This window comes from Pseudanabaena sp. 'Roaring Creek' (assembly GCF_001402795.1).
Classification (GTDB): Bacteria; Cyanobacteriota; Cyanobacteriia; order Pseudanabaenales; family Pseudanabaenaceae; genus Pseudanabaena.
The window spans coordinates 1-20,461 of record NZ_LIRE01000729.1; the positions used below are offsets into that span (position 1 = coordinate 1).

General features: G+C 45.8%; 12 protein-coding genes. 6 read left to right on the forward strand and 6 right to left on the reverse strand.

What is annotated here, in order from left to right; all coding sequences use genetic code 11:
- Nucleotides 1-574: 574 nt before the first annotated feature.
- The gene (locus AC805_RS21425; RefSeq protein ID WP_055077288.1) at nucleotides 575-1,657 is read right to left on the reverse strand and encodes an alkene reductase; all 1,083 of its coding nucleotides are present in this window, start codon (nucleotides 1,655-1,657) and stop codon (nucleotides 575-577) included.
- A gap of 470 nt (nucleotides 1,658-2,127) precedes the next feature.
- Here AC805_RS21425 and AC805_RS21430 point away from each other — a divergent pair, with 470 nt between their 5' ends.
- Nucleotides 2,128-2,430 carry a helix-turn-helix transcriptional regulator gene (locus tag AC805_RS21430; RefSeq protein WP_055077289.1) on the forward strand — a complete coding sequence of 101 codons (303 nt, stop codon included), beginning with the start codon at nucleotides 2,128-2,130 and terminating at the stop codon, nucleotides 2,428-2,430.
- A 176-nt stretch (nucleotides 2,431-2,606) separates the two neighbouring features.
- Here AC805_RS21430 and AC805_RS21435 read toward each other — a convergent pair whose 3' ends face one another.
- Nucleotides 2,607-3,389 carry a carbonic anhydrase gene (locus AC805_RS21435; RefSeq protein ID WP_055077290.1) on the reverse strand — a complete coding sequence of 261 codons (783 nt, stop codon included), beginning with the start codon at nucleotides 3,387-3,389 and terminating at the stop codon, nucleotides 2,607-2,609.
- A 191-nt stretch (nucleotides 3,390-3,580) separates the two neighbouring features.
- Between AC805_RS21435 and AC805_RS21440 the strand changes: the two genes are divergently transcribed.
- On the forward strand, nucleotides 3,581-4,486 hold the full coding sequence (locus tag AC805_RS21440; protein WP_055077291.1) for an LD-carboxypeptidase: 906 nt from the start codon (nucleotides 3,581-3,583) through the stop codon (nucleotides 4,484-4,486).
- A 2-nt stretch (nucleotides 4,487-4,488) separates the two neighbouring features.
- Here AC805_RS21440 and AC805_RS21445 read toward each other — a convergent pair whose 3' ends face one another.
- Nucleotides 4,489-8,739: a hypothetical protein gene (locus tag AC805_RS21445; protein WP_055077292.1), complete on the reverse strand. Its 4,251-nt coding sequence runs from the start codon at nucleotides 8,737-8,739 to the stop codon at nucleotides 4,489-4,491.
- Nucleotides 8,740-8,822: 83 nt separating this feature from the next.
- On the reverse strand, nucleotides 8,823-12,602 hold the full coding sequence (locus AC805_RS21450; RefSeq protein ID WP_055077293.1) for a hydantoinase B/oxoprolinase family protein: 3,780 nt from the start codon (nucleotides 12,600-12,602) through the stop codon (nucleotides 8,823-8,825).
- Between the two features lie 327 nt (nucleotides 12,603-12,929).
- Between AC805_RS21450 and AC805_RS21455 the strand changes: the two genes are divergently transcribed.
- Nucleotides 12,930-13,124 (forward strand): hypothetical protein, encoded by a 195-nt coding sequence (locus AC805_RS21455; RefSeq protein WP_055077294.1) that lies wholly within the window; start codon nucleotides 12,930-12,932, stop codon nucleotides 13,122-13,124.
- 95 nt (nucleotides 13,125-13,219) lie between these two features.
- Here AC805_RS21455 and AC805_RS21460 read toward each other — a convergent pair whose 3' ends face one another.
- Nucleotides 13,220-14,500 carry a GAF domain-containing protein gene (locus AC805_RS21460; RefSeq protein ID WP_055077295.1) on the reverse strand — a complete coding sequence of 427 codons (1,281 nt, stop codon included), beginning with the start codon at nucleotides 14,498-14,500 and terminating at the stop codon, nucleotides 13,220-13,222.
- 151 nt (nucleotides 14,501-14,651) lie between these two features.
- On the opposite strand from AC805_RS21460, the gene AC805_RS21465 reads away from it, so the two are divergent.
- Complete coding sequence (locus AC805_RS21465; RefSeq protein WP_156341523.1) at nucleotides 14,652-17,321, forward strand: O-antigen ligase family protein; 2,670 nt, start codon at nucleotides 14,652-14,654, stop codon at nucleotides 17,319-17,321.
- 320 nt (nucleotides 17,322-17,641) lie between these two features.
- On the opposite strand, the gene AC805_RS21470 is transcribed toward AC805_RS21465, so the two are convergent.
- Nucleotides 17,642-18,859 carry a lipid-A-disaccharide synthase-related protein gene (locus tag AC805_RS21470; protein WP_055077297.1) on the reverse strand — a complete coding sequence of 406 codons (1,218 nt, stop codon included), beginning with the start codon at nucleotides 18,857-18,859 and terminating at the stop codon, nucleotides 17,642-17,644.
- A 564-nt stretch (nucleotides 18,860-19,423) separates the two neighbouring features.
- Here AC805_RS21470 and AC805_RS21475 point away from each other — a divergent pair.
- Together AC805_RS21475 and AC805_RS24990 are read left to right on the forward strand one after the other, a co-directional pair.
- Nucleotides 19,424-20,209, forward strand: a complete 786-nt coding sequence (locus AC805_RS21475; protein WP_055077298.1) for an ion transporter — start codon at nucleotides 19,424-19,426, stop codon at nucleotides 20,207-20,209.
- A 179-nt stretch (nucleotides 20,210-20,388) separates the two neighbouring features.
- A partial coding sequence (locus tag AC805_RS24990) for a helix-turn-helix domain-containing protein (protein WP_156341524.1) occupies nucleotides 20,389-20,461 on the forward strand: 73 nt, incomplete at its 3' end.

A 20,461-nucleotide genomic window follows, 5' to 3' on the forward strand; every position in this document is an offset into this window, starting at 1 on the left:
TTTGGGATTTTGATTTTGTCCTAACGCAAGTGAAGACAGCTATAGCAAAATAATATAGCAGCAGCCAGTTATGTTAGGACAAAAACAAAACCCAGAAGAGTGTTGCGGCGCGAAGTGCCGCAACACTCTTCTGGGTTTTATGTCTTAACTTATTTGGCTATAGCTATACCAAGTTAAGAAATGGCTATGCCATTTCTTAACTTGAGAACCCTTAGAAGTACCTATGGCTTCGACTTTGCTGAGCCAACGTTAGCTGAGCGGAGTCAAAGCTAGATAAATGGGCGGAACATTTCTATCCGCAAAAGCCTTACTAGGTTTAGTTTTTAATGCACAAAAGTGTGGCAGCACTTTCGTGCATTGGTATAAAAGATAGCGAGGAGATAAAAACCTAAAGATGAGTGGCGGTACTAATGCCGCCACTCATCTTTAGGTTTTTATCTCCTAAGCAAAGCTTACTTTACTATGAAAGATTTTTTGAAAGTGTAGCAAAGCAACATTTTCAAAAAATCTTTTCGATCAAAAATTGCTGGGGGATTGCTAGGAAAGGGAATAGAAAATTATGCCGCCAAGAAAATTACATGGTGGGATAATCAGTATAACCTTTGGCATCTCCACCATAGAATGTATTGCGATCGGGTTTGTTTAATGGTGCATTTGCCGCAAAGCGTTCCACCAGATCGGGATTGGCGATATAAAGACGACCAAAGGCAACGAGGTCGGCTGAGCCAGAAGCGATCGCCTCATTACCAGTCTCAAAATTATATCCACCCGCCGTAATAATTGTTCCATTATAAATTTGACGGAAGAAAGCTGCATCTAGATCGGGCTGATCTTCAGCAGATCCGAATCCTTCAACTCTGGGGGCAACTAAATGGAGATAGGCAAGATTAAAACGATTCAGTTCCTTGGCAGCATACCCAAAAATAGCGGCTCGATTGGAATCGTACATGCTATTAAATATGCCGCTAGGGGAGAGTCTCACGCCAACGCGATCGCTACCCCAGACATCCACTACGGCTGCTGTTACCTCTAATAGGAGACGGGCACGATTCTCTAAAGATCCACCATAGATGTCAGTGCGATGATTGGTATTGTCCTGTAAGAACTGATCTAAAAGGTACCCATTGGCACTGTGGATTTCCACGCCATCAAAGCCAGCTTCGAGGGCATTTTTGGCTCCAAGGCGATATTGCTCAACGATCTGAGGGATTTCCTCTAGTTCCAGAGCGCGAGGCGTGACGTAAGGCTTCATACCTGTATAGGTTGCAACCTCACCTTCAGGAGCGATCGCTGATGGTGCAACGGGTAGCTCTCCATTAGGTTGCAGATCTGGATGGGAAATTCTGCCGACATGCCATAGTTGCAAAAATATTTTCCCCCCTTTCTCATGAACTGCATTGGTCACCAAGCGCCAACCTTCTACCTGTTCGGAGGAATAAATGCCTGGGGTATTGGGATAGCCTAAACCTTGTGGGGAAATTTGCGAGGCTTCTGTGATCAATAAACCTGCTGACGATCTTTGCTCGTAGTGCAAGGCATTTAAAGTCGTTGGAACATTTCCCGCAGCAGCACGATTGCGGGTGAGAGGAGCCATTACAATTCGATTTGGTAAGGTATAACGTCCAAGCTTGACCGTGGATAGAAGATTGACACTCATAAATTAACGCCAAGTTTAAGAGGATATATGTTTCTATTGTTCGATCATATGCGAATAACAGAAATTTGTGCAATAGCCCATGATGGGGAAGATTTTTAAGTATGGCTTTTTTCCACAACTCATTTAGTACTGCTATATATAGCTGTCGCCAAGCTTACTAGAACATAAAACCCAAGAATTAATTGGCGGCGCTTCGCGCCGCCAATTAATTCTTGGGTTTTGATTTGTCCTAATTCAAGTGACTGTAACTATAGCAGCGAAAGCGTTACCGAGGGCATAAACCGCAAAATAGTGTTGCCGTGCGGAGCAAGGCAACACTATTTTGCGGTTTTAATTCTGTTCTAGCAAGACTGGCAGCAGCTATAATTTGGTCATACGCGAACAATAGAATTAAATATCATAATGTGCGATAATTAAGGGAACGGTTGCGATACCTTTTCTATTCACTTATTGGTAATTAACAGTTTGGAATGCGTCAATATCAACATCCCGATCGCGAACATATCTCTCTAACGGGGGTACTTTACGGGCTTAGCGATCCTACGCGCCTACAAATTGTCAAAATGTTAGCAGCAAATCAAGAGATTACCTGTGGGGAATTCTGTTTGACTCTCAGTAAATCTACGCAGTCCCATCATTTTAAAGTGTTGCGTGATATGGGCATCATGCACACGCGGCTAATGGGAACGCAGCATTACAATTCTTTGCGACGCGAAGATTTAGATGCTAGATTCCCTAATTTATTAGAAGCAATTTTAAAAAATGCCGACTAGAAAGTAGCAGAATACAACGCTTTATAATTAGCAGCTCAGCTAATACCAAAGCTCAAAATGGCGTAGCCATTTTGAGCTTTGAAAACCCTTACTGGATTTGGTCTTTGATTCACTGAAGTGATTCAACATCTCAGTGAATTGGTATTAATTTCGTGTTATTTTTATTGCTTTCGTATTTATCGAGCAGAACCACGATAGATGCGATCAGCTTGCTCGAAGGGCAACCATGAGGGTAAATTGCCTGAATTTTTTGGTTGGACAGAGGGATTGTTCTGATAGGCGGAGGGAATGGGCGGAGCATCGGTATGCACAAAATGTTCGTTGCTTGCAGACGCTAACAGGGTTTGAGGAACTTCAAAATCATCGGTATCTGGATTGTACGCCAAGACTTCACCCGTTTCGATATCGTAGATCCAGCCGTAAATTGACATTTTGTTTTGATGTAACTTAGAGCGGATGACAGGATAGGTTTTGAGGTTTTCGATCTGGGTAACCACATTCTCCGCCATCGTAATTGCTAAAAGTTCTTCCCCCTTAGTTTCGGCATAGTTTTCTTGAATCAAGCGGCGAGTGGATTCCGCATGTTGCAACCATTCATAGACCAAGGGCATCTCGGTTCTGAGTTTTTCCAGTTTTAGCAAGCCTTTCATCGCGCCGCAATTGGAATGACCGCAGATAATTACTTGCTCGATACCGAGAGCGTGAATGGCATATTCGATCGCTGCACCTTCACCGCCATTTGCCGCACCAAAGGGGGGGACTAAATTCCCCGCATTACGAATTACAAATAGCTCGCCGACCCCTGACTGGGTAATGAGATGCGGTACGATCCGCGAATCCGAGCAGGTAATAAATAATACGCGCGGTTTTTGTCCGTCAGCGAGCTGCTCGAAAATCTCTTGATTGGCAGGAAAATAGGACGATTGAAACTTATGTAAACCCTTTAGTAGCTTTCTCATATACCAGTATTGACGTAGGATGCAGCAATTGATTGCTTATGTTTTAGTTTATATTGCCTTGCACCCCAGCTAAAACCAAAAAGAGAAATGCGCCGCGAAGCAGCGCATTTCTCTTTTTGGTTTTAGCTGGGGTGCGAAGAGGCTTGCCATACATTCTAAAATTGTGAGGATTCTGTTCGTAAAAAATCAAGATGCAGCCAGTTGAATTTCCGCCAATTATTTCACGATCGCAAAAAATCCGTGCGATCGCTCCCAGTGGGGCATTGCGCGAATGGGAACGTTTTGAGCAAGGGGTAAAGGTATGGCGCGATCGCGGTTACGAAATAACGATTCCCGATCGGCTCAGTCAACCTTGGGGATATCTGGCGGGAACCGACGAGGAGCGCTGTCAGCAATTTGTCGAGGCATGGAACGATCCCGAATGCGTGGCGATCGCCTGTGCGCGGGGAGGCTATGGCTCGATGCGATTGCTCGAAAAATTAGCTTGGCAAGAATTAAGCGATCGCCCTAAATGGTTAATAGGTTTCTCCGATATTACGGCGCTGCTGTGGGCAATTGCCAAGCATAAAGGTATTGGTGGATTACACGCTCCCGTACTCACGACTTTAGGAAACGAACCCGCGCGATCGCAACAGCAGTTATTTGATTGGTTAGAAGGAAAGATCGATGCGATTACCTTGACGGGAGTGGGCTTAAGAACTGGTAAGGTAACGGGCGTACTTTTGCCTGCCAATCTCACCCTCGCAACTAATATCATTAATACGGAAAACTGTCCCGATCTCGAAAATGTTATTTTAGCGATCGAGGATGTGGCGGAAGCCCCCTATCGCGTCGATCGGATGTTAACCCATTGGCGTTGGACGGGGCTTCTACGCAAACTTAAGGGAATGGCGATCGGACGTTTTAGTCAAGCGGAGGTATCTACTCCGAGTTTGACGATGGAAGAAGTATGGCGCGATCGCCTGTCCGATCTGGGAATTCCGATCGTGATGAACTTACCCTTCGGTCACGATGGTGAAAATGCTCCCTTGCCCGTGGGCTGTATTGCCGAACTGGATGGCAATAATGGAACTTTATCTTACCGAGCGAATCATTGATATCATTCCCAAGTCTCAAGCTCGATTGCCACGTTGCGAAATAGAGCGAAAATGCGATCGCGTCGGACTTCAAAATTTGCCGCAATCAAAATAAAGCCAATTCCTGCGACGATTCCTAGCGCCCACATCAAGAAGGAATATTGGGTTACTAAAATCACAGCTTGGGTAATTACTAGCAAAATAAAGGTAAGCGTTCCGATAAACAGATAAGCGCGGACGCGTAAAGCTAGCCCTGCGACGATGAAGACAAAACTCAAACCCCAAGTTGATAAGGCAATAGTAGGATTTGAGAAGGAATAAAAAAAGGCGACTAGCCCGATCGCGCCTCCAAGTAGAAGTCGCATCCCATGACGCAAGGTTTTGGTGAGAGGCGATCGCAGATTGGGTTCCACTTGGGCGAAGTACAGACCAGAAAAGCCGATCGCGCAGACATTAATCAAAAACTGGAAGCTCGAAAATTCATAGAGGTGAGGACTTGCATTCCGCAAAATTACCCAATCCCATAACAGAACTGTAATGTAGGTAATCCGAATTTGTTCTCGAATTTTGGCATAGATAATATAGAACAAGCCCACGACTAGCAAGCAAGGCATGGCGATCGTATTACTAGTAATGAATGTAAAAATCAACGGCAAGGCAAAAGCTGAATTGTGCCAAGGTATTTCAGCCCAGCCCCATGACTCCCAAGGGAGAAAATATAAGATCGCGGCGAGGATACAGGCGATCGCAGCCGAGTAGGGTTGAATTAAATTCTCGATCGTCCAAGGACTGGGGAAGGCGAAGAAGATGGCATAGGCGATCGCTCCGAGCGCAACGGTTATCCCTGCATAGACCCAAAGATCTTCTTGACGATCGGCTGTGGAGCTTGTCAAGTCCTTAGCCTGAGCGATCGCATAGGCGGCGAGAGCGATCGCGATCCCACTACCAAGCGTGCCACCTGAAATTGATGGATTAAATGCAATGCCCGATGAGAGCAAGATCGTGCTTGCCATCCAGTGCAAGTGGGCGGAAATGCCAATTTCCCGAATTGAGAGTTTTAAATAGGGAACGAGCCATCGTGCAAAGATCTTGTAGGCATAGGCGATCGCACAACCCAGTAAGGCGAGAATGACTAAACCATCGCCAAGGTTACCACCCTTAGCATTGGCGACTAGCTGATAGAAAAGCAGCTCGTAGAACGAGAAGGTCGCTACGACCATAGAGAGATAGGTAAGGGTTTTAAATAGGGGATTCGATGGGGATGCTCTACGTCCGATACCAATGCCGATCAAAGAAGTGCTGAGGGAAAATAAACCCGTAAGCCCACTAAAACTGCCAATTCTCAGGAGCGATCCCATTACGCCGTAAATTAAAGGAATCAGATCCCAACTGCGGGGATAGTTCTTTTGACCGTTCCTTTGCATCCATAGATCGCCTAGCAATTGTGCCGCAAAGCCCAAAACGATATTGGCGATCGCTAATTCAAAGGCAGAACCTTTGGTAACGGCGATTGCGCCTGAGGTGAGGATCTCGATCCCCCAAGCGATGCCCCATTCCACCCAAAGGGGAGAGCTTCCTGTTTCTTGCCATAGGCGATAGCCTAGCCCCAGTGTTACCAAGATTGTACTGGGTAAGAGATTGATAAATAGATGGGCATCTTGATGGAAGGCGAATACAAGGGCGGCAAGGGAGGTTTGCAAAATCAGTAATGATGTGGAAAGTATGGCTGCCCAAGCATCAAAGGCTCGCGCATAGGACTGATTTAAGGACAAATTGAGATTGGCGACCTGTCGCTCGCGGCGATATTTAAGCCAGTGATTGAGAACGTATAGCAGGATGGCACTGAAAATCATGCCATTAGTCCAAAACGTAAATTGGGCGATCTTGCCATCACCAGACTTGAATTGCCAGAGCAAAAAAGCAATAAAAAGCAAGCCATAACCGACGGTATTAAAGGCGGTTAGAAACAATTTGCTACGACGAGTATTGACTAACATTAAAGCAAAGGCAATCCCTAACCCCATCAGCCTTGGTAGGTCGCCCTGCCATGTTAAAAACTGGGCGATCGCTAGTCCTGCGATGCTCAATCTGATCGCCAAATCGCGATCGGCAAATTCGCGCCAAGTACCTAAAAAAGTGAGCGATAAAGGCACAATCATCCAGCCCAAGCCCCAATAACTGGTGAGAAACAGTAAGGCACTATTGTCACCCCGTCCCGTAAATGGGGCATTGCTGAGCAAGATATAACTGAGAGCTGCTAAACTTGCCCCAATATGCCAAGAACTATCTCGCCACGCTTGCCAATGCGTTGCTCCCAATAGAGCGCGAGAAGTGAGTTTGCCAATGACGAGAACGGCGATCCATTCCATCAGCATTGCGCCTAAAAGGAAGCCCGCCCATATAAAGATCGAACTAGTATGGGTAAAAAAGTAAAGCCCTGCGACGATCGCACAAAGGGTAATGATATGGGCGAAGTAAACCAAACTCTCTAAGTCTTTGCTCTGAGGCGATCGCTTGGCTTGAATGATTAACAGCGTCACTGCTGACAGGGATAAATTCATGAATAGGGTTAGGACGGAGCCAAAGCTAAGGGAAGTCAGCAGAAATCCAAAACCGAGGGCAAGAACCTCACTTCTGATTGCTAAGGAATACTTTTGGCGATCGCGATAAATTGCAGCTACAACTAGGGCAAGCATTAGATAGGGAAACAATACAATCCCAAATAAATTAATTTCGGATTTCGTTTGCAAGAAGCTCAATAACTGCTGGGTTGTATTGGCTTGCCATCCTTCAGGTATTAAACGTTGCCCTAACCACAGAAGTTGCAAACCCCAAAAGAATAAATAGGTCAGATCGAGAGGTTTCTCGAGTTTGCCGAGGCGATCGCAGAGTAGCCAAGCAATTAACAAACTAATCGCAAAAGTCTGCCAAGGATAACGATCCCAGACCGATACCAGCCAACCTAAACCCAGCAATATTTTCCCTAGATTAGCCTGAAAATTTATGGCTGAGGATTCTGTCGTCACTTGGGTGGAAGATGTGGTGGGCGATCGTAATTTCTCGGATTTACGGGCAATCTGTACCAAAATCCAGCCACAGACTCCAAACGCTAAGCCCAATTTAAAAATAGAAACATTCCCAAATAAGAGCGCTCGACTGACGAGCAAGACTGTGCTGTAAGCTCCTGCGATTAAAGCTAGGGGAAATGTCGAGCTGTCGGCGGTATTTAAACCTCGGCGGCGGTTGAGAAAGGTAGAAATGCTGATCGCTCCAATGCCTAGATAAACGGCGATTAATGGATAGTATGCCGATAGAAACCAGCCAAGATGCAACCAACTAAGTAAGAGAATCGCCAAAATCGAGAGTTGACTAAGTTGCTTTGAGGATTTATTAAGCTGTGAATTGAGATTTGCGCCTTGAGCATTCCGAAATACAAAGGATGTTTGTAATAAAAAGATAGCAATCCCTGAAAGTAGGCAACCTGCGATCGCGCCCAATCCTATGCCCATCGGATTTTTTAAAATTCCCAAACCATCCATAGCCCAGAAATTAGCTGGGACGAGGAGTAAGGTCACCAATTGCAAGGCTCTAGTCGTCAGGCGCAAGCGATCGTTTTTGCTCGTCCAGAAACTCACGCCAAAAAAGCCCAATGTATAGCTTAACAGCAACAAATATTGAGTCTCTGCCGAAAAGTTCTGCCACTGACTCGCCGCCAGCAATCCAGACGAAACCACCACCATAAACACGCCCAAAAACAGCAGCCACATCGTGCTGAATTCCGACAATAGCGATTGCACCGTTTGGGCGACCTTACTCGGCACGGGACTTTTGGCAGGAATTGCTTTCGGAGTTACGGGGCTGGGCGAAGTAGGCGATCGACGAACTTGCGAACCCACCCTATTTGCTGGAGGCAAATTCGCTCTAGTCAGGGGAGTTTTGGCACTTGTGCTTGCGAGGAGGGACGATTCCGATTTGATTTCGCCTTTGATTTCGCCTTTAATTTCACAGACAAGCCGAGTCGAACCAATTAGCCTTACAGCCTCTTCTTTAATTAGTCCTAACTCCAGCCAAAGATCTAGCCCTTGGAGAATCGCTTCATTTTGGACAGCCACAACGGTCAAGCGGTTGCCCAATTTGCGATTATTCCGCCATTTAAAATCTATTTCTGAAATTAGTTCCCACTCAAACCAAGCATCTAAGCCTTGGAGAACGACAGCATAGGGAACCAAAATTTCCAGATCGAGGCGCAAATATTGCACGGGTTCAACTGGCATGGGCGATCGCTCCAAGGCAAAAATTAGGAATCGCCTTCATTATGACTGAAAAATAAAAGTTAGCTCTAAGTAGGGACTTTTATTTACATTTCACCATAGCCTCCACCTCCAGGAGTGGCGATCGCGAAGGTATCACCAGCTTCCATTTGTACCGTAGCGGTGCTTGGTAATTTAAGGATTGAGCCATTGTTCCTAATGACATAGTTCTCTCCAGTGGCGGCAGGAGTGCCGCCATGCAATCCAAAGGGCGGAATGACGCGACTGCTAGATAAAATCGCAGCGGTCATCGGTTCGAGAAACTGAATCTTCCGTATAACGCCATTGCCGCCGCCATATTTGCCCTTACCGCCACTATGGGGGCGAATGGCGAACTCTTCTAAAAGCACGGGAAACCGCCATTCGAGAATTTCAGGATCGGTCAATCGCGAATTGGTCATATGGGTCTGGACTGCGTCAGTACCATTGAAATCCATCCCTGCCCCCGATCCACCGCAGATGGTTTCGTAATATTGATGGCGATCGCTACCAAAGGTAAAGTTATTCATCGTGCCTTGGGAAGCTGCCATTATACCTAAAGCTCCATAGAGAGCATTGGCGATCGCTTGCGAAGTTTCGACATTGCCCGCAACGACTGCCGCAGGATAAATGGGATTGAGCATCGAACCTGTTGGCACAAAAATCTTTAACGGTACGAGGCAACCTGCATTAAGGGGAATCTCATCATTCACTAAAGTCCGAAAAACGTATAGAACTACTGCCTTACAAACGGCGAGGGGAGCATTGAAATTATTCGGAAGTTGCGATGAAGTGCCTGTAAAATCGATTTCGGCGGTGCGTTCTATCGGATTTAGTCTGACGGAGAGACAGATCTGACTACCATCATCCATCGGATACACAAATTTGCGTTCGGAATCTTGACCCCATGTTGTTGCCAGTTGCGCGATCGCTTTGCGAATTGACTCTTCGGCATTGTCGCGCACGTAACCCATATAGGCAAGCACAGTTGCCGCGCCATAATGATTAACCGCGCGTTGCAGTTCCTTAGCACCACATTCATTGGCGGCAATTTGGGCTTGGAGATCGGCAAGATTTTGGGAAGGATTGCGGGCTGGATAGGGACTGGATCCTAGGAGAGCAAGGGTTTCCGCTTCGCACAATTTGCCCTCTCGTACTAGATGGAAATTATCAAATAGAATGCCTTCCTGTTCGATGCTCTGACTATGGGAAGGCATCGAACCTGGGGTAATGCCGCCAATATCCGCATGGTGTCCCCGCGAAGCCACATAAAATATCGGCTGGGTCGAGGTCATAAATACGGGCGTAATCACCGTGATATCGGGCAGGTGCGTGCCGCCGTTATAGGGATTATTGGTGGCAAAAACATCACCGACATTGACACCGATATTAATGCGATCGCGATCGCGAATTAATGCCTTGACGCTTTCGCCCATAGAGCCAAGATGGACGGGAATATGGGGGGCATTGGCGATCAATTCCCCATCGCGATCGAAAATCGCACAGGAAAAATCCAAACGTTCGCGAATATTCACACTGGCGCTAGTATTTTGGAGCGTGAATCCCATTTGTTCGGCAATGGATTGAAATAGATTATTAAATATCTCCAATTTAATGGGATCGGCAAGGATGTTTCTGGGATTTTCTCGCTCGACGCGATCGCGATGAACTTGGGCTTCTCCATACTCCCTGACTGGATTTTGGCTTTGGGGCGATCGCTGTAAGATCAGGCAATCATCTGCCGTTAATACCGCTTCCCAGTTGGGCTCGATCGCGTTAGTTCCTGTCGTATCGATAATCAATGCTGCCCCCGCAATGCGATCGCCTGCTCGTAAATCCTCACGCCGCCATACGGGAGCATTATGCCATTCGTCTTGCATATACACTCTTGCTTGGGCGATCGCTTTACCCTTCTCAAATCGCTCTAGTTCGATCTGTTTCTTTTTTACTTGATGCCGATCCCTTGAGATAATCACCTCAACGGCGATCGCTTCTACGATGAGCGCTTTATCCGCAAAAATGAAACCATACCGATCCCTATGCAAAGATTCAAAGTTGGTTTTTAGGTTTTTTAATAATCTCTCGCAGGAGGATTCCTCATGGGGTGATTTCTCGGAGGATATTTGCGCAAAGTCGATCGCTAAAGTTAAGAAGGAATCCGTACCCGCATAGCGAAGGCGTAAGCTGGTTTCCATCGTCAAATTGCCATCAATCGCCCCTCCCTGTAGAAGTTCCGTTTTGCCAAGCTGACTCAATTCTTGGGCGATCGCGGCTAAGTCGGGCAATAGTTCTAGATTGAGGACGGACTCGACAGTGCGATCGTGGATCGTGCGAATATCGGCTAGCCCGATGCCATAGGCGGATAGTACGCCTGCATAGGGATGAATGAAAATCTGGGTCATGCCCAACAGATCCGCGATCGCGCAGGCATGTTGTCCGCCCGCTCCACCAAAGCAACACAACACATATTCCGAAACATCGTAACCCCTCTGTACGGATATTTTTTTGATTGCCATCGCCATTTTTTCGACCGCAATTTCTAAAAAACCTTGAGCGACGGCTTCGGGTAAAATAGCTCTACCTGTGACCTGTTCGATTTCTAGAGCAAGATCCGTAAATTTTTGGCGGACAACCTCCCCATCAATGGGCAAGTTTCCGTTCTTTCCAAATACCTTGGGGAAAAACTCGGGCTGTAATTTCCCTAACATCACATTGCAGTCCGTTACGGCTAATTTCCCGCCATTGCGATAACAGGCAGGACCCGGAAAGGCTCCTGCGGATTCGGGACCCACACGATATCTGGTGCCATCAAACCCCAGCAACGACCCGCCACCTGCGGCAACAGTATGAATGGACATCATAGGCGTACTCAGGCGAACCCCTGCCACTTCCGTGGATAGCGATCGCTCGTAGCTCCCTGCGTAATGGGCTACATCCGTCGAAGTGCCCCCCATATCGAAACTAATAATTTTGCTAAAACCTGCACGCAAACTAGTCTGCACCGCACCGACAATTCCCCCCGCAGGTCCCGAAAGCAGACTGTTTTTTCCTTGAAAAGATTGGGCTTTCGTCAGTCCACCATTGGACTGCATGAACATTAACTTAGAGGCGTTGCTTGGTTCCGCATTCTCTAATTCTGAGGATTCTGATAATTCTGCCCCGATCCGATCTACATAGCGTCTCAGAATTGGTGATAGATAGGCATCTACTGCGGTGGTATCACCACGGCTGATAAATTTGATGAGTGAACTAACTTGATGGGATGCGGAAATTTGGGTAAATCCCATTTGTGCGGCGATCTCGGCTAAATGTTCCTCATGCTGGGAATAACGATAGCTATGCATTAAGGCGATTGCGCAGGCTCTAATCCCCGAATCATAGGCTTCTTGTAATTTGGTGATCGCTAAATCTACATTCAAAGGTATGAGGACTTCTCCACGGGCGCTATGGCGTTCTTCCACCTCGATTACCTGCTCGTAAAGCATCTCAGGCAAAACGATCCGTCTTGCAAAAATATTGGGGCGATGCTGGTAGCCAATGCGTAAAGCATCGCGAAACCCCTTGGTGATCAATAAAACTGTGCGATCGCCTTTTCGCTCTAATAGGGCGTTCGTTGCTACCGTCGTCCCCATTTTGATGGCAGCGATATCATGCATGGGAATTGGTTCGCTCGGTTCAATGCCAAGCAGATCGCGAATCCCTTGGATTGGGGCATCAGCATAGCGATCGGGATTTTCCGAAAGTAACTTATGGATGATGATTTCACCATTAGGACGCTGCGCGACAATATCCGTAAACGTGCCACCGCGATCGATCCAAAACTGCCATTTATGATGATGTTCGCTCAACTTTACCGACCTTCTATGTATGGGTATGGGGGGCGCTAAGGAGAGCGTATCGCCCGCTACGCGGGCGGTACGCTCTCCTTAGCTACTTACTTATATATCGCTTTTCAAGCAAGCGAGCGATCTAGAGTTATACCAAATCACAAAATGGCTACGCCATTTTGTGATTTTAAAACCCTTACTGGATTTGGTTTTCAATTCCCAAAAGTGTAGCCACACTTTTGGGAATTGGTATTATTTACCCGCCTTTGGCGGGTAAATAACTCGTTACTTCACTAGACAGGGAAACGCTATACAATTTCTGTTAATTAAATTAATAAATCTAATCCTATGACTACCCATTTTATCACTGCGGAAATTGAGATTAATGAGAATCAAGAAGCGATCGCCCAAACCATCGAGCAGGAGCTAGCCAAACAGGGCGAACCATTGCGTTGGGCGATCGCTGCTGTCGAAAACAAGGGGAATGAAGCAGGAGTAACGACTCAAGTTGTCCATGTTGAGGCAGTTGTAACCCGAAGCTAAAAGTAGCTAGACATAAGTAAACTTAAAACCTAGAAGAGTGTACCGCCCGCTACGCGGGCGGTACACTCTCTGGTTTTGTTTTTTAATTATGCTAGCTACTTAGTTAAAAAAGACTGATACATGGCGATAATTGTATCTTTGATGTTTTGGGTTAGGTTTTCAGATTGCAAATCTAGTAATATGCGTCGAAATTCCTGTTGAGATGCGGTTAAGTTTTTAACTTGACATTGAAGCGATTCAATTTCTTCTAGTTTTTGTTGCATACTTTCAATCAATTCCCCAACTCTTTTTTGCAGATAATCAACTTTGGCTTGGAATGGATCATTATCTGATTCTTGATTAAAACTTTCTAAGACATCCTCAAGGGTGATTGATTCTAGGTCAATGGAGGACATATTTTGTTCTGTATCTAAGGCTAAGGTATCAAAAAGGGGAGAGTATAGACCAGAATTAGGGAGTAGCGATCGATCAAGTTGCTGCATCGCGTGATTCACAGCATGATAAATAGAGGTTTTTTTCTCATTAACGCGCAGTCTCTCTAAGATCTCATTCTCTTCATCATCGGATAACGTAAAGTTATTGGACATGGCAATGATATCTGTAGAGAGGTCTATGGAGGCTGGGGGAACCTCTAAATCTTGAGATAGTTCTACTCTTCTAGCAATAAATTCTTCTTGATCGTCATCCTCTTGGCGATCGTAGTTGCTGTAATTATTGTAGGTATACTGATTGGCATCGTATTTGCGATTATTACCGTCACTATTGCCATCGTTATAGCCGTCGTTGTAGTTATTAATACTTGTGAGCAATGCTGGTGAATTTGGATTGGAGCGCAGACTCAATTCCCAAAACTGTAAACATTGCCCTAAGACTTGCGATAACTCATACAATAAAATTGCCTCTTGGGGTTGCCAGCACCTTGGGCGATCGCATTGTTGGACAAACGTTAAACCCCAAATCTTTTTGTCTCCTGCCAATGCATCAAATAAAATTGGGGCGGACATCATCGCTTTTATCTTTGTCCTTTGCCAAAGTTGATGCACGCTCAAAACTGCTTGGGTCTGAGCGACATTTGGCAACCGCACTGCACGATCTTGGGGATAATCGGCAAGAGATCTTACGCCAAAATAAGTAACAGGATAGGGCTGGTTTTTAATAGTTGAGATATTGGGGGCAATGGCTTCTACTAATACAAGCCCTTCATCTTGATTGGTTAATTGATAAATGGCAACACGACTAATACCTAATTGTTCTCCTAAATTAGTTAAAAAAATTTTTAATAACTCTTCAGGGCTGCGACTAGCAAACATTTCTGCCGCAATTGATTCATATTCGAGTGTTTTGCTACGGTCAAAGGAAGATAAAACCCCATCCATAATTCACGAAAATATATGCGATCGCCATAATATCTCTTTTTAAGGATCTCTTTTTAAGGATCTCTTTTTAAGGTTTTCTGGGGCATAGGCTTGAAAAACTCTAAATCTGGTTTCCTTGCCGAAAATGCTGAGATAATTGGAGCCTACCTTATTGGCTAAGCAAGTCACTAAGCAAATTACTGAACAAGTCACTGAACAAGTCACTGAGCAAGTCACTGAGCAAGTCACTGATTATTTTGCTAAATTGGATTCCCAAAATTTTATGAGTACAGGTCGATTAATCGTCCAGTTAGGCATTGCTGCTTATATTTTATTTACGCTATTACCCGATAGTAGTACCCAGATGGTTGCCTTCCCTTGGGTGATGCTGTGGCAAGTAGGTTTGCTATGTTTTGCGATCGCAGGGTTGCTAAATTTATGGCGGCGGCAGAAACCTTTTTATCTATTGGGTAGCGGCTTTGACTGGGCGATTGGTGCTAGTACGATCGCATTGTGCTTATCGACGATGTTTGCTCAGTTTCCCAATCAGGGAATGTGGTATAGCTTGACGGCATTTGGCTATTTTATCGCGCTGTACGTGACTAATAATTTTTTGCATGGGGCATCTTCCCAATCCCATGCAGTATTTTCCCAAGAATCAGAAAGCAAGGATTCCCAACTTTTGCCGATTTTACGATTTCTGGGCTTATTGGGGATTGCGGTAATTATTGAAAGTTTAGTTTTTTGGACTACGCAAACTTGGTTGCCCCAGTTGGCTAATTTTGCCAAGCTCAATCAATGGGGACTCAATCTCAGTTACGATTTTTCGGATTTGCAGTCGCGTAATTGGGCTCCGATGGGGCATCAAAATTATGTGGCGGGTTTTTTGATGTTGGTTTTGCCAATTTTGGCAAGCTTGGCGATCGCCCAAAAGGGGCTGTGGCGATCGCTCTGGTTGGTGGGGATCGGTTTGGGTCTAGTCGATTTATATACCACCAGTTCGCGGGGGGGCTTTTTGGGCTTGGGGGCGATCGTTCTCTATGGCATATTGGTCGCTTTATTTAAGAGTTGGGGCAATCGTTGGCTAGCGATCGGGGGTGGCGGCGCGGCGATCGCCATCTTCGCACTGTTGATTGCTACCAACAATCGGTTGCGATCTTTAATTTCAGGATTAGTTTCGAGTTTTGCCAATCCCGCCCAAGGTTCGGGAGAATTATTTTTTAGAGCGATCGCGGCGGATACGGGTTGGCGGATCGGCTTAGACCATTGGTTATTTGGGGCGGGGGCAGGTTCGGCGATTCTGTTTTATCAGCAATATCGTCCGTCATGGGCTGGCAGAGAAGCCGAGCTGTTATTTCAACTCCATAGTACGCCCGTGCATCTGTGGGCAGAACTCGGCATCGGCGCGGTGATTGTCGTGGTTTTGCTTGGGGTAGCGATCGCTAGTTTATTTGTGAAATTACACAAATCTCCTACTTGGAATGCCAATCCTCAAGAACAGGCGATCGCCTATGGATTGTTTGCGAGCTTAATCGGCTATGGAATGCTGGCGATTACCGACTATCAGCTTGATGTGCCTGCGATTAGCGGCAGTTTGGTGATCGTCTTTGCCAGTCTCGCCTATCTTGGACAAGTGCATAGCGGGCAATTAATTAGCCTCGGTCATCAAAAGCAACCTCGTTTATGGTTGTCCATCCTTGCCACAGTCTATTTGATAATCGCGATCGCTTGGCTAGTTCCCGTCAATACGGCATGGCAAGCTTCTAGCGTGGGTTTTATCTACCTAGCAAGGGCAAGAAATGACTTAGCCATCGCGAAACAGGAAACCATAACGGAAGCGATCGCGGCGATCGATAAGTTCCAAGATCGGCTCAAATTTGCCCAGCAGCTTGCGCCTTGGGAGCCTTACTATCCCTATCAACTCGGTTGGAATTTGGCGGATCTCGCCATCAGTTATCCCAACCTGCCCCAGTCTCCTACATGGCAAAAGGATGGCTTGGCATGGATTAAAGCTGCGATCGCCATTAACCCCAATAATGAAGCGGGATATAATGCCGCCGCATGGCTCAGTCTCCGCGATACATCACCCACCGATTCTTTAAGTGCCGTACAAGCCGCAGAGTCCTATTTTCGGCGCGGACTCGAACTCGTTCCCACTAAGCGATCGCTTTCCTTTGGGTTGGGAATTAGTCTGTTGCGACAGGGCAAAAATCCTGAGGCGATCGCCGCGATGGTTGCCGAAGTTATGAACGATCCTAGCTTTATTACCAGTCCAATCTGGTCAGATCCCGCCTTCCAATCCCTTTACCCCCAAGTAGTTGCCAATCTGGAAAATGCTTATCGGAATAGTCCCAGCAAAGCCGTAAATCTAGCCGCCTTAAGATGGTGGAATGGCAATCCCAATGCTGTTGACGAACTCAAACAAACGGGGAATTCAACGGCAATCCTGTTAGCCAATGCGATCGCCAATGATACCAATGCTTTACAAGCGGTCAAGCAAAACCCGCAAACACCCCTAGAAATGGTGATTTCCGCTTGGTTAAATCCAAATTTACGGGACAAATTACTAGAACGAGCCTATGTATTTGCGACCAGTAGTTTGCCCGATGAGCGATCAGTCTTTACGGTCAAAGCCATGAGCGATCGCATGAATCAAGCCCCTAATTTTGATGCTTGGTTGCGATCGCCTTTACCTGTTAATAGTCCCTTAGTGCTGAACTATCGGCGGGCTAGGCTAGGATTTAATGTCGTTAGCCGTCATTTAGATGGGGTTGTCCCCCTTGATTTCTTTGAAGTGCGGGATCGTGCTGAAATAAGTCTCTTTTTCAAAGATTTGTTCTGATAAAAATTAACAACACCAGAGTCTGTAATACCCGTGAAACGGGTATTACAGACTCTCACTTTATTCTTTATAGCTACAGTCACTTAAATTAGGACAAATCAAACCCCAAGAATTGACTGACGGCGCTTCGCGCCGTCAGTCAATTCTTGGGGTTTATGTCCTAGTACATTTGGTGATAGTTATAACTAGGCAGATAAACTTATACCAAATCAAAAAATGGCGTAGCTACCTAACGTGAGTTCGGGATAATTTAAAACGGGCTTTGAAAAAGGGTTGGCTTAACCCGAACTGACGTTAAGTAACGCTTTTACTCAAAATCTTTAAAGAATGATTTTTTCAGCGATATATTTGGCAATGTTTGCCGAGGCTCCCGCTTTTCCCATCCGTTCTTCCCCATTGCGACTTACTTCTTGAAAGTAATCGGGATCTTGCAAAATCTCATTAAGCACATCGGCAACCTGAGCGGGCTTGTCAATCAAATTAATCGAACAACCCAATAAATCAGCCTGTTCTTCGGCAAATTTGCGCGTAAATTGGGGACCATTACCAGCGATCGTAATTACAGGTTTCCCTAAACCCACCATCTGTTCAGTAGCGGTTCCAGCCATGGCTAAGCCTAAATGACATTGGTGGAGACAATCGCCAAATCCATTTTGCAGAAGAATTAGCCGAGCATTTTGCACCTTAAAGGTGGTTTCATCAATCCGCAACCACCCTTTTTGGATAATGCTCTGTCCGATAATTTCGAGATCTAAATCAGGAGCGATCGCTACTAGAAAATGCACGTTATGGGGAATTGTGCGGGAAACTACTTGGGCACAAAGCATTAAGGTCATCCAATTTTCGTAGGCTTCAGGCGATCGCGATCCAGGTAAAATTGCCACCGCCCAATCATTTTCCCCGATACCAAAATCTATGCCCTGAGGCTCCAATCCATCCATCATGGAGTTGCCTAAATAAACGGCAGACAGCTTAAAATCGCGGTTTAAAATTTCCGCAGTTAACCGATCGCGGACGAAGATCGCTTTACAGCGATCGCTATTCATTAAAGCGCGTTCCCAAGGAAAGAAGATAGAGCCACCAAAGGGCTTTTTAACGTGGGGTAATCCACTTTTGCGATCGCGCCAATAATATTCTGACTTTGCCGTGGCAACAAAGGCAAAATCGCACCCGCCAAACTTAGAGGGTAGCCAAGCAAATAGTAGTGGCACAATGTCCCCTACAGCCAAAATCAGTCTTTTTCCCCTTCGCCGATCGCGCGACCAGTTCCACACATAGCCCAATTGTTTACGGGTCAGCCCGACTAAGCCACTTTTGACATCACGGGCTAGTTGACGGCTATCCATCCTGACAAAGCCCCCTGATGGCATCGCCTGAGTAAACTGCTCGACTATTGGTATATTTGCCTTAACATAGGCATGTCCTACACCAACAAGGGGTAAGGCGATCGCTGAGAATCCCAATTTTTCTAGTTCAATGCAGATACGTGCGGCGATGATATCTTCACCATGTCCGTTACTGATACATAAAATTTCCACTTTTTACCAAAAAAATCTAATCTACAAGAGGGCTAATGTAACTTTAGTAGAGACTGCGACATTATGCTTATCCCGATTTTAAGTAGCTAAGCATGATTAAACTTGAAGCCCATGAAGAATGTACCGCCCGCTACGTGGGCGGTACGCTCTTCTCGTTATGCTGAATTACTTAAAATCCAAAACCTATAGCTACAGTCACTTGACTCAGGACAAATCAAACCCCAAGAATTGACTGGCGGCGCTTCGCGCCGCCAGTCAATTCTTGGGGTTTATGTCCTAGTACAATTGGCGACAGCTATATGGCACAAACTGCGCCTGCGCCACAGATTTTGAGTTTGGTTTTTAATTAGAGAATGGATTTATACCAAAGCTGAAAATAGCTACGCCATCTTCAGCTTTAAAAACCAATTCACAATTAAAAACTAAACCTAGTAAGGGTTTTACACCAAGTTAAGAAATGGCTACGCCATTTCTTAACTTGGTGTAAAACCTGCGGCGCACGCTGCGCGTGCGCCGCAGGTTTTAGGGTTTTATATTTAGTTAAGCCCACTTACTTAAGTCGTTATGTTAAGACAGAAAATTAGCTTTTATCTCGATGACCTTGCGACACCAATTGGTAAGTCAATTAATATAGCGATCGCGATTCTTGTCCTTGCTTCTGCTACTAGTTTTGTTGCCCAAACCTTTGAAATTAGCGAGATTACCCGTACCCGCCTCAACCTGCTAGACGACATCATTTTAGGTCTGTTTGTACTGGAGTACTTTTTGCGGCTTTGGTGCGCGGAGGAAAAACTCAAGCATCTATTTAGCCTTTATGCGATCATCGATCTGGTGGCGATTTTGCCCTTCTTTTTGGGGGCGATTGATGTGGCTTTTCTCCGTCTCCTGCGTTGGTTTCGGATTTTACGATTGATTCGCCTCGTAGAGTCGCGATCGCTGTTTCCTAACAAGAATGAAGATATTGCGATTCTCTTGCGGGTGATCTTTACGTTATTCGCGATCGTGTTTGTCTTTTCGGGCTTAGTTTATCAAATCGAGCATCCGAGCAATCCCAAGTTTCACAACTTTCTCGATGCGTTCTACTTTTCAATTTTTACAATGACTACTGTGGGCTATGGCGATATCATGCCCCATTCGGAGGCGGGGAAACTGACGACGGTATTAATGGTACTCACGGGCATCGCCCTCATTCCCGTGCAGCTAGGCGAATTATTTAAGCGTTTAGTTAAAACGGCTAATCAAGGCGATCGCCCTAACGATCTGCTCAAAGAGATTGTTTGCACTCGCTGCGGTTTATCTTTGCACGACCATGATGCCCAGTTTTGCAAGGCTTGTGGAACTAAGATTTAGCTCCAATGATAGAGAAGGTCGGCACTTTGCGTCGCCCTTCTCTATCCCTAGACATCTTTGGGGCTTTGTGCCAAGCAAACCTTACGTTGTTATCGGAAAACTGGGTTTAAAACCCCGTGCTTCTAGCACGGTTTTATATTAATTCAGGCATCTTACATAATATCTGACATAATGTGAGCATGGCGCAAAAAGCATTCAAGTATCGATTCTACCCAACTCCTGAGCAAGAAGCGTTGCTTAGAAGAACGATGG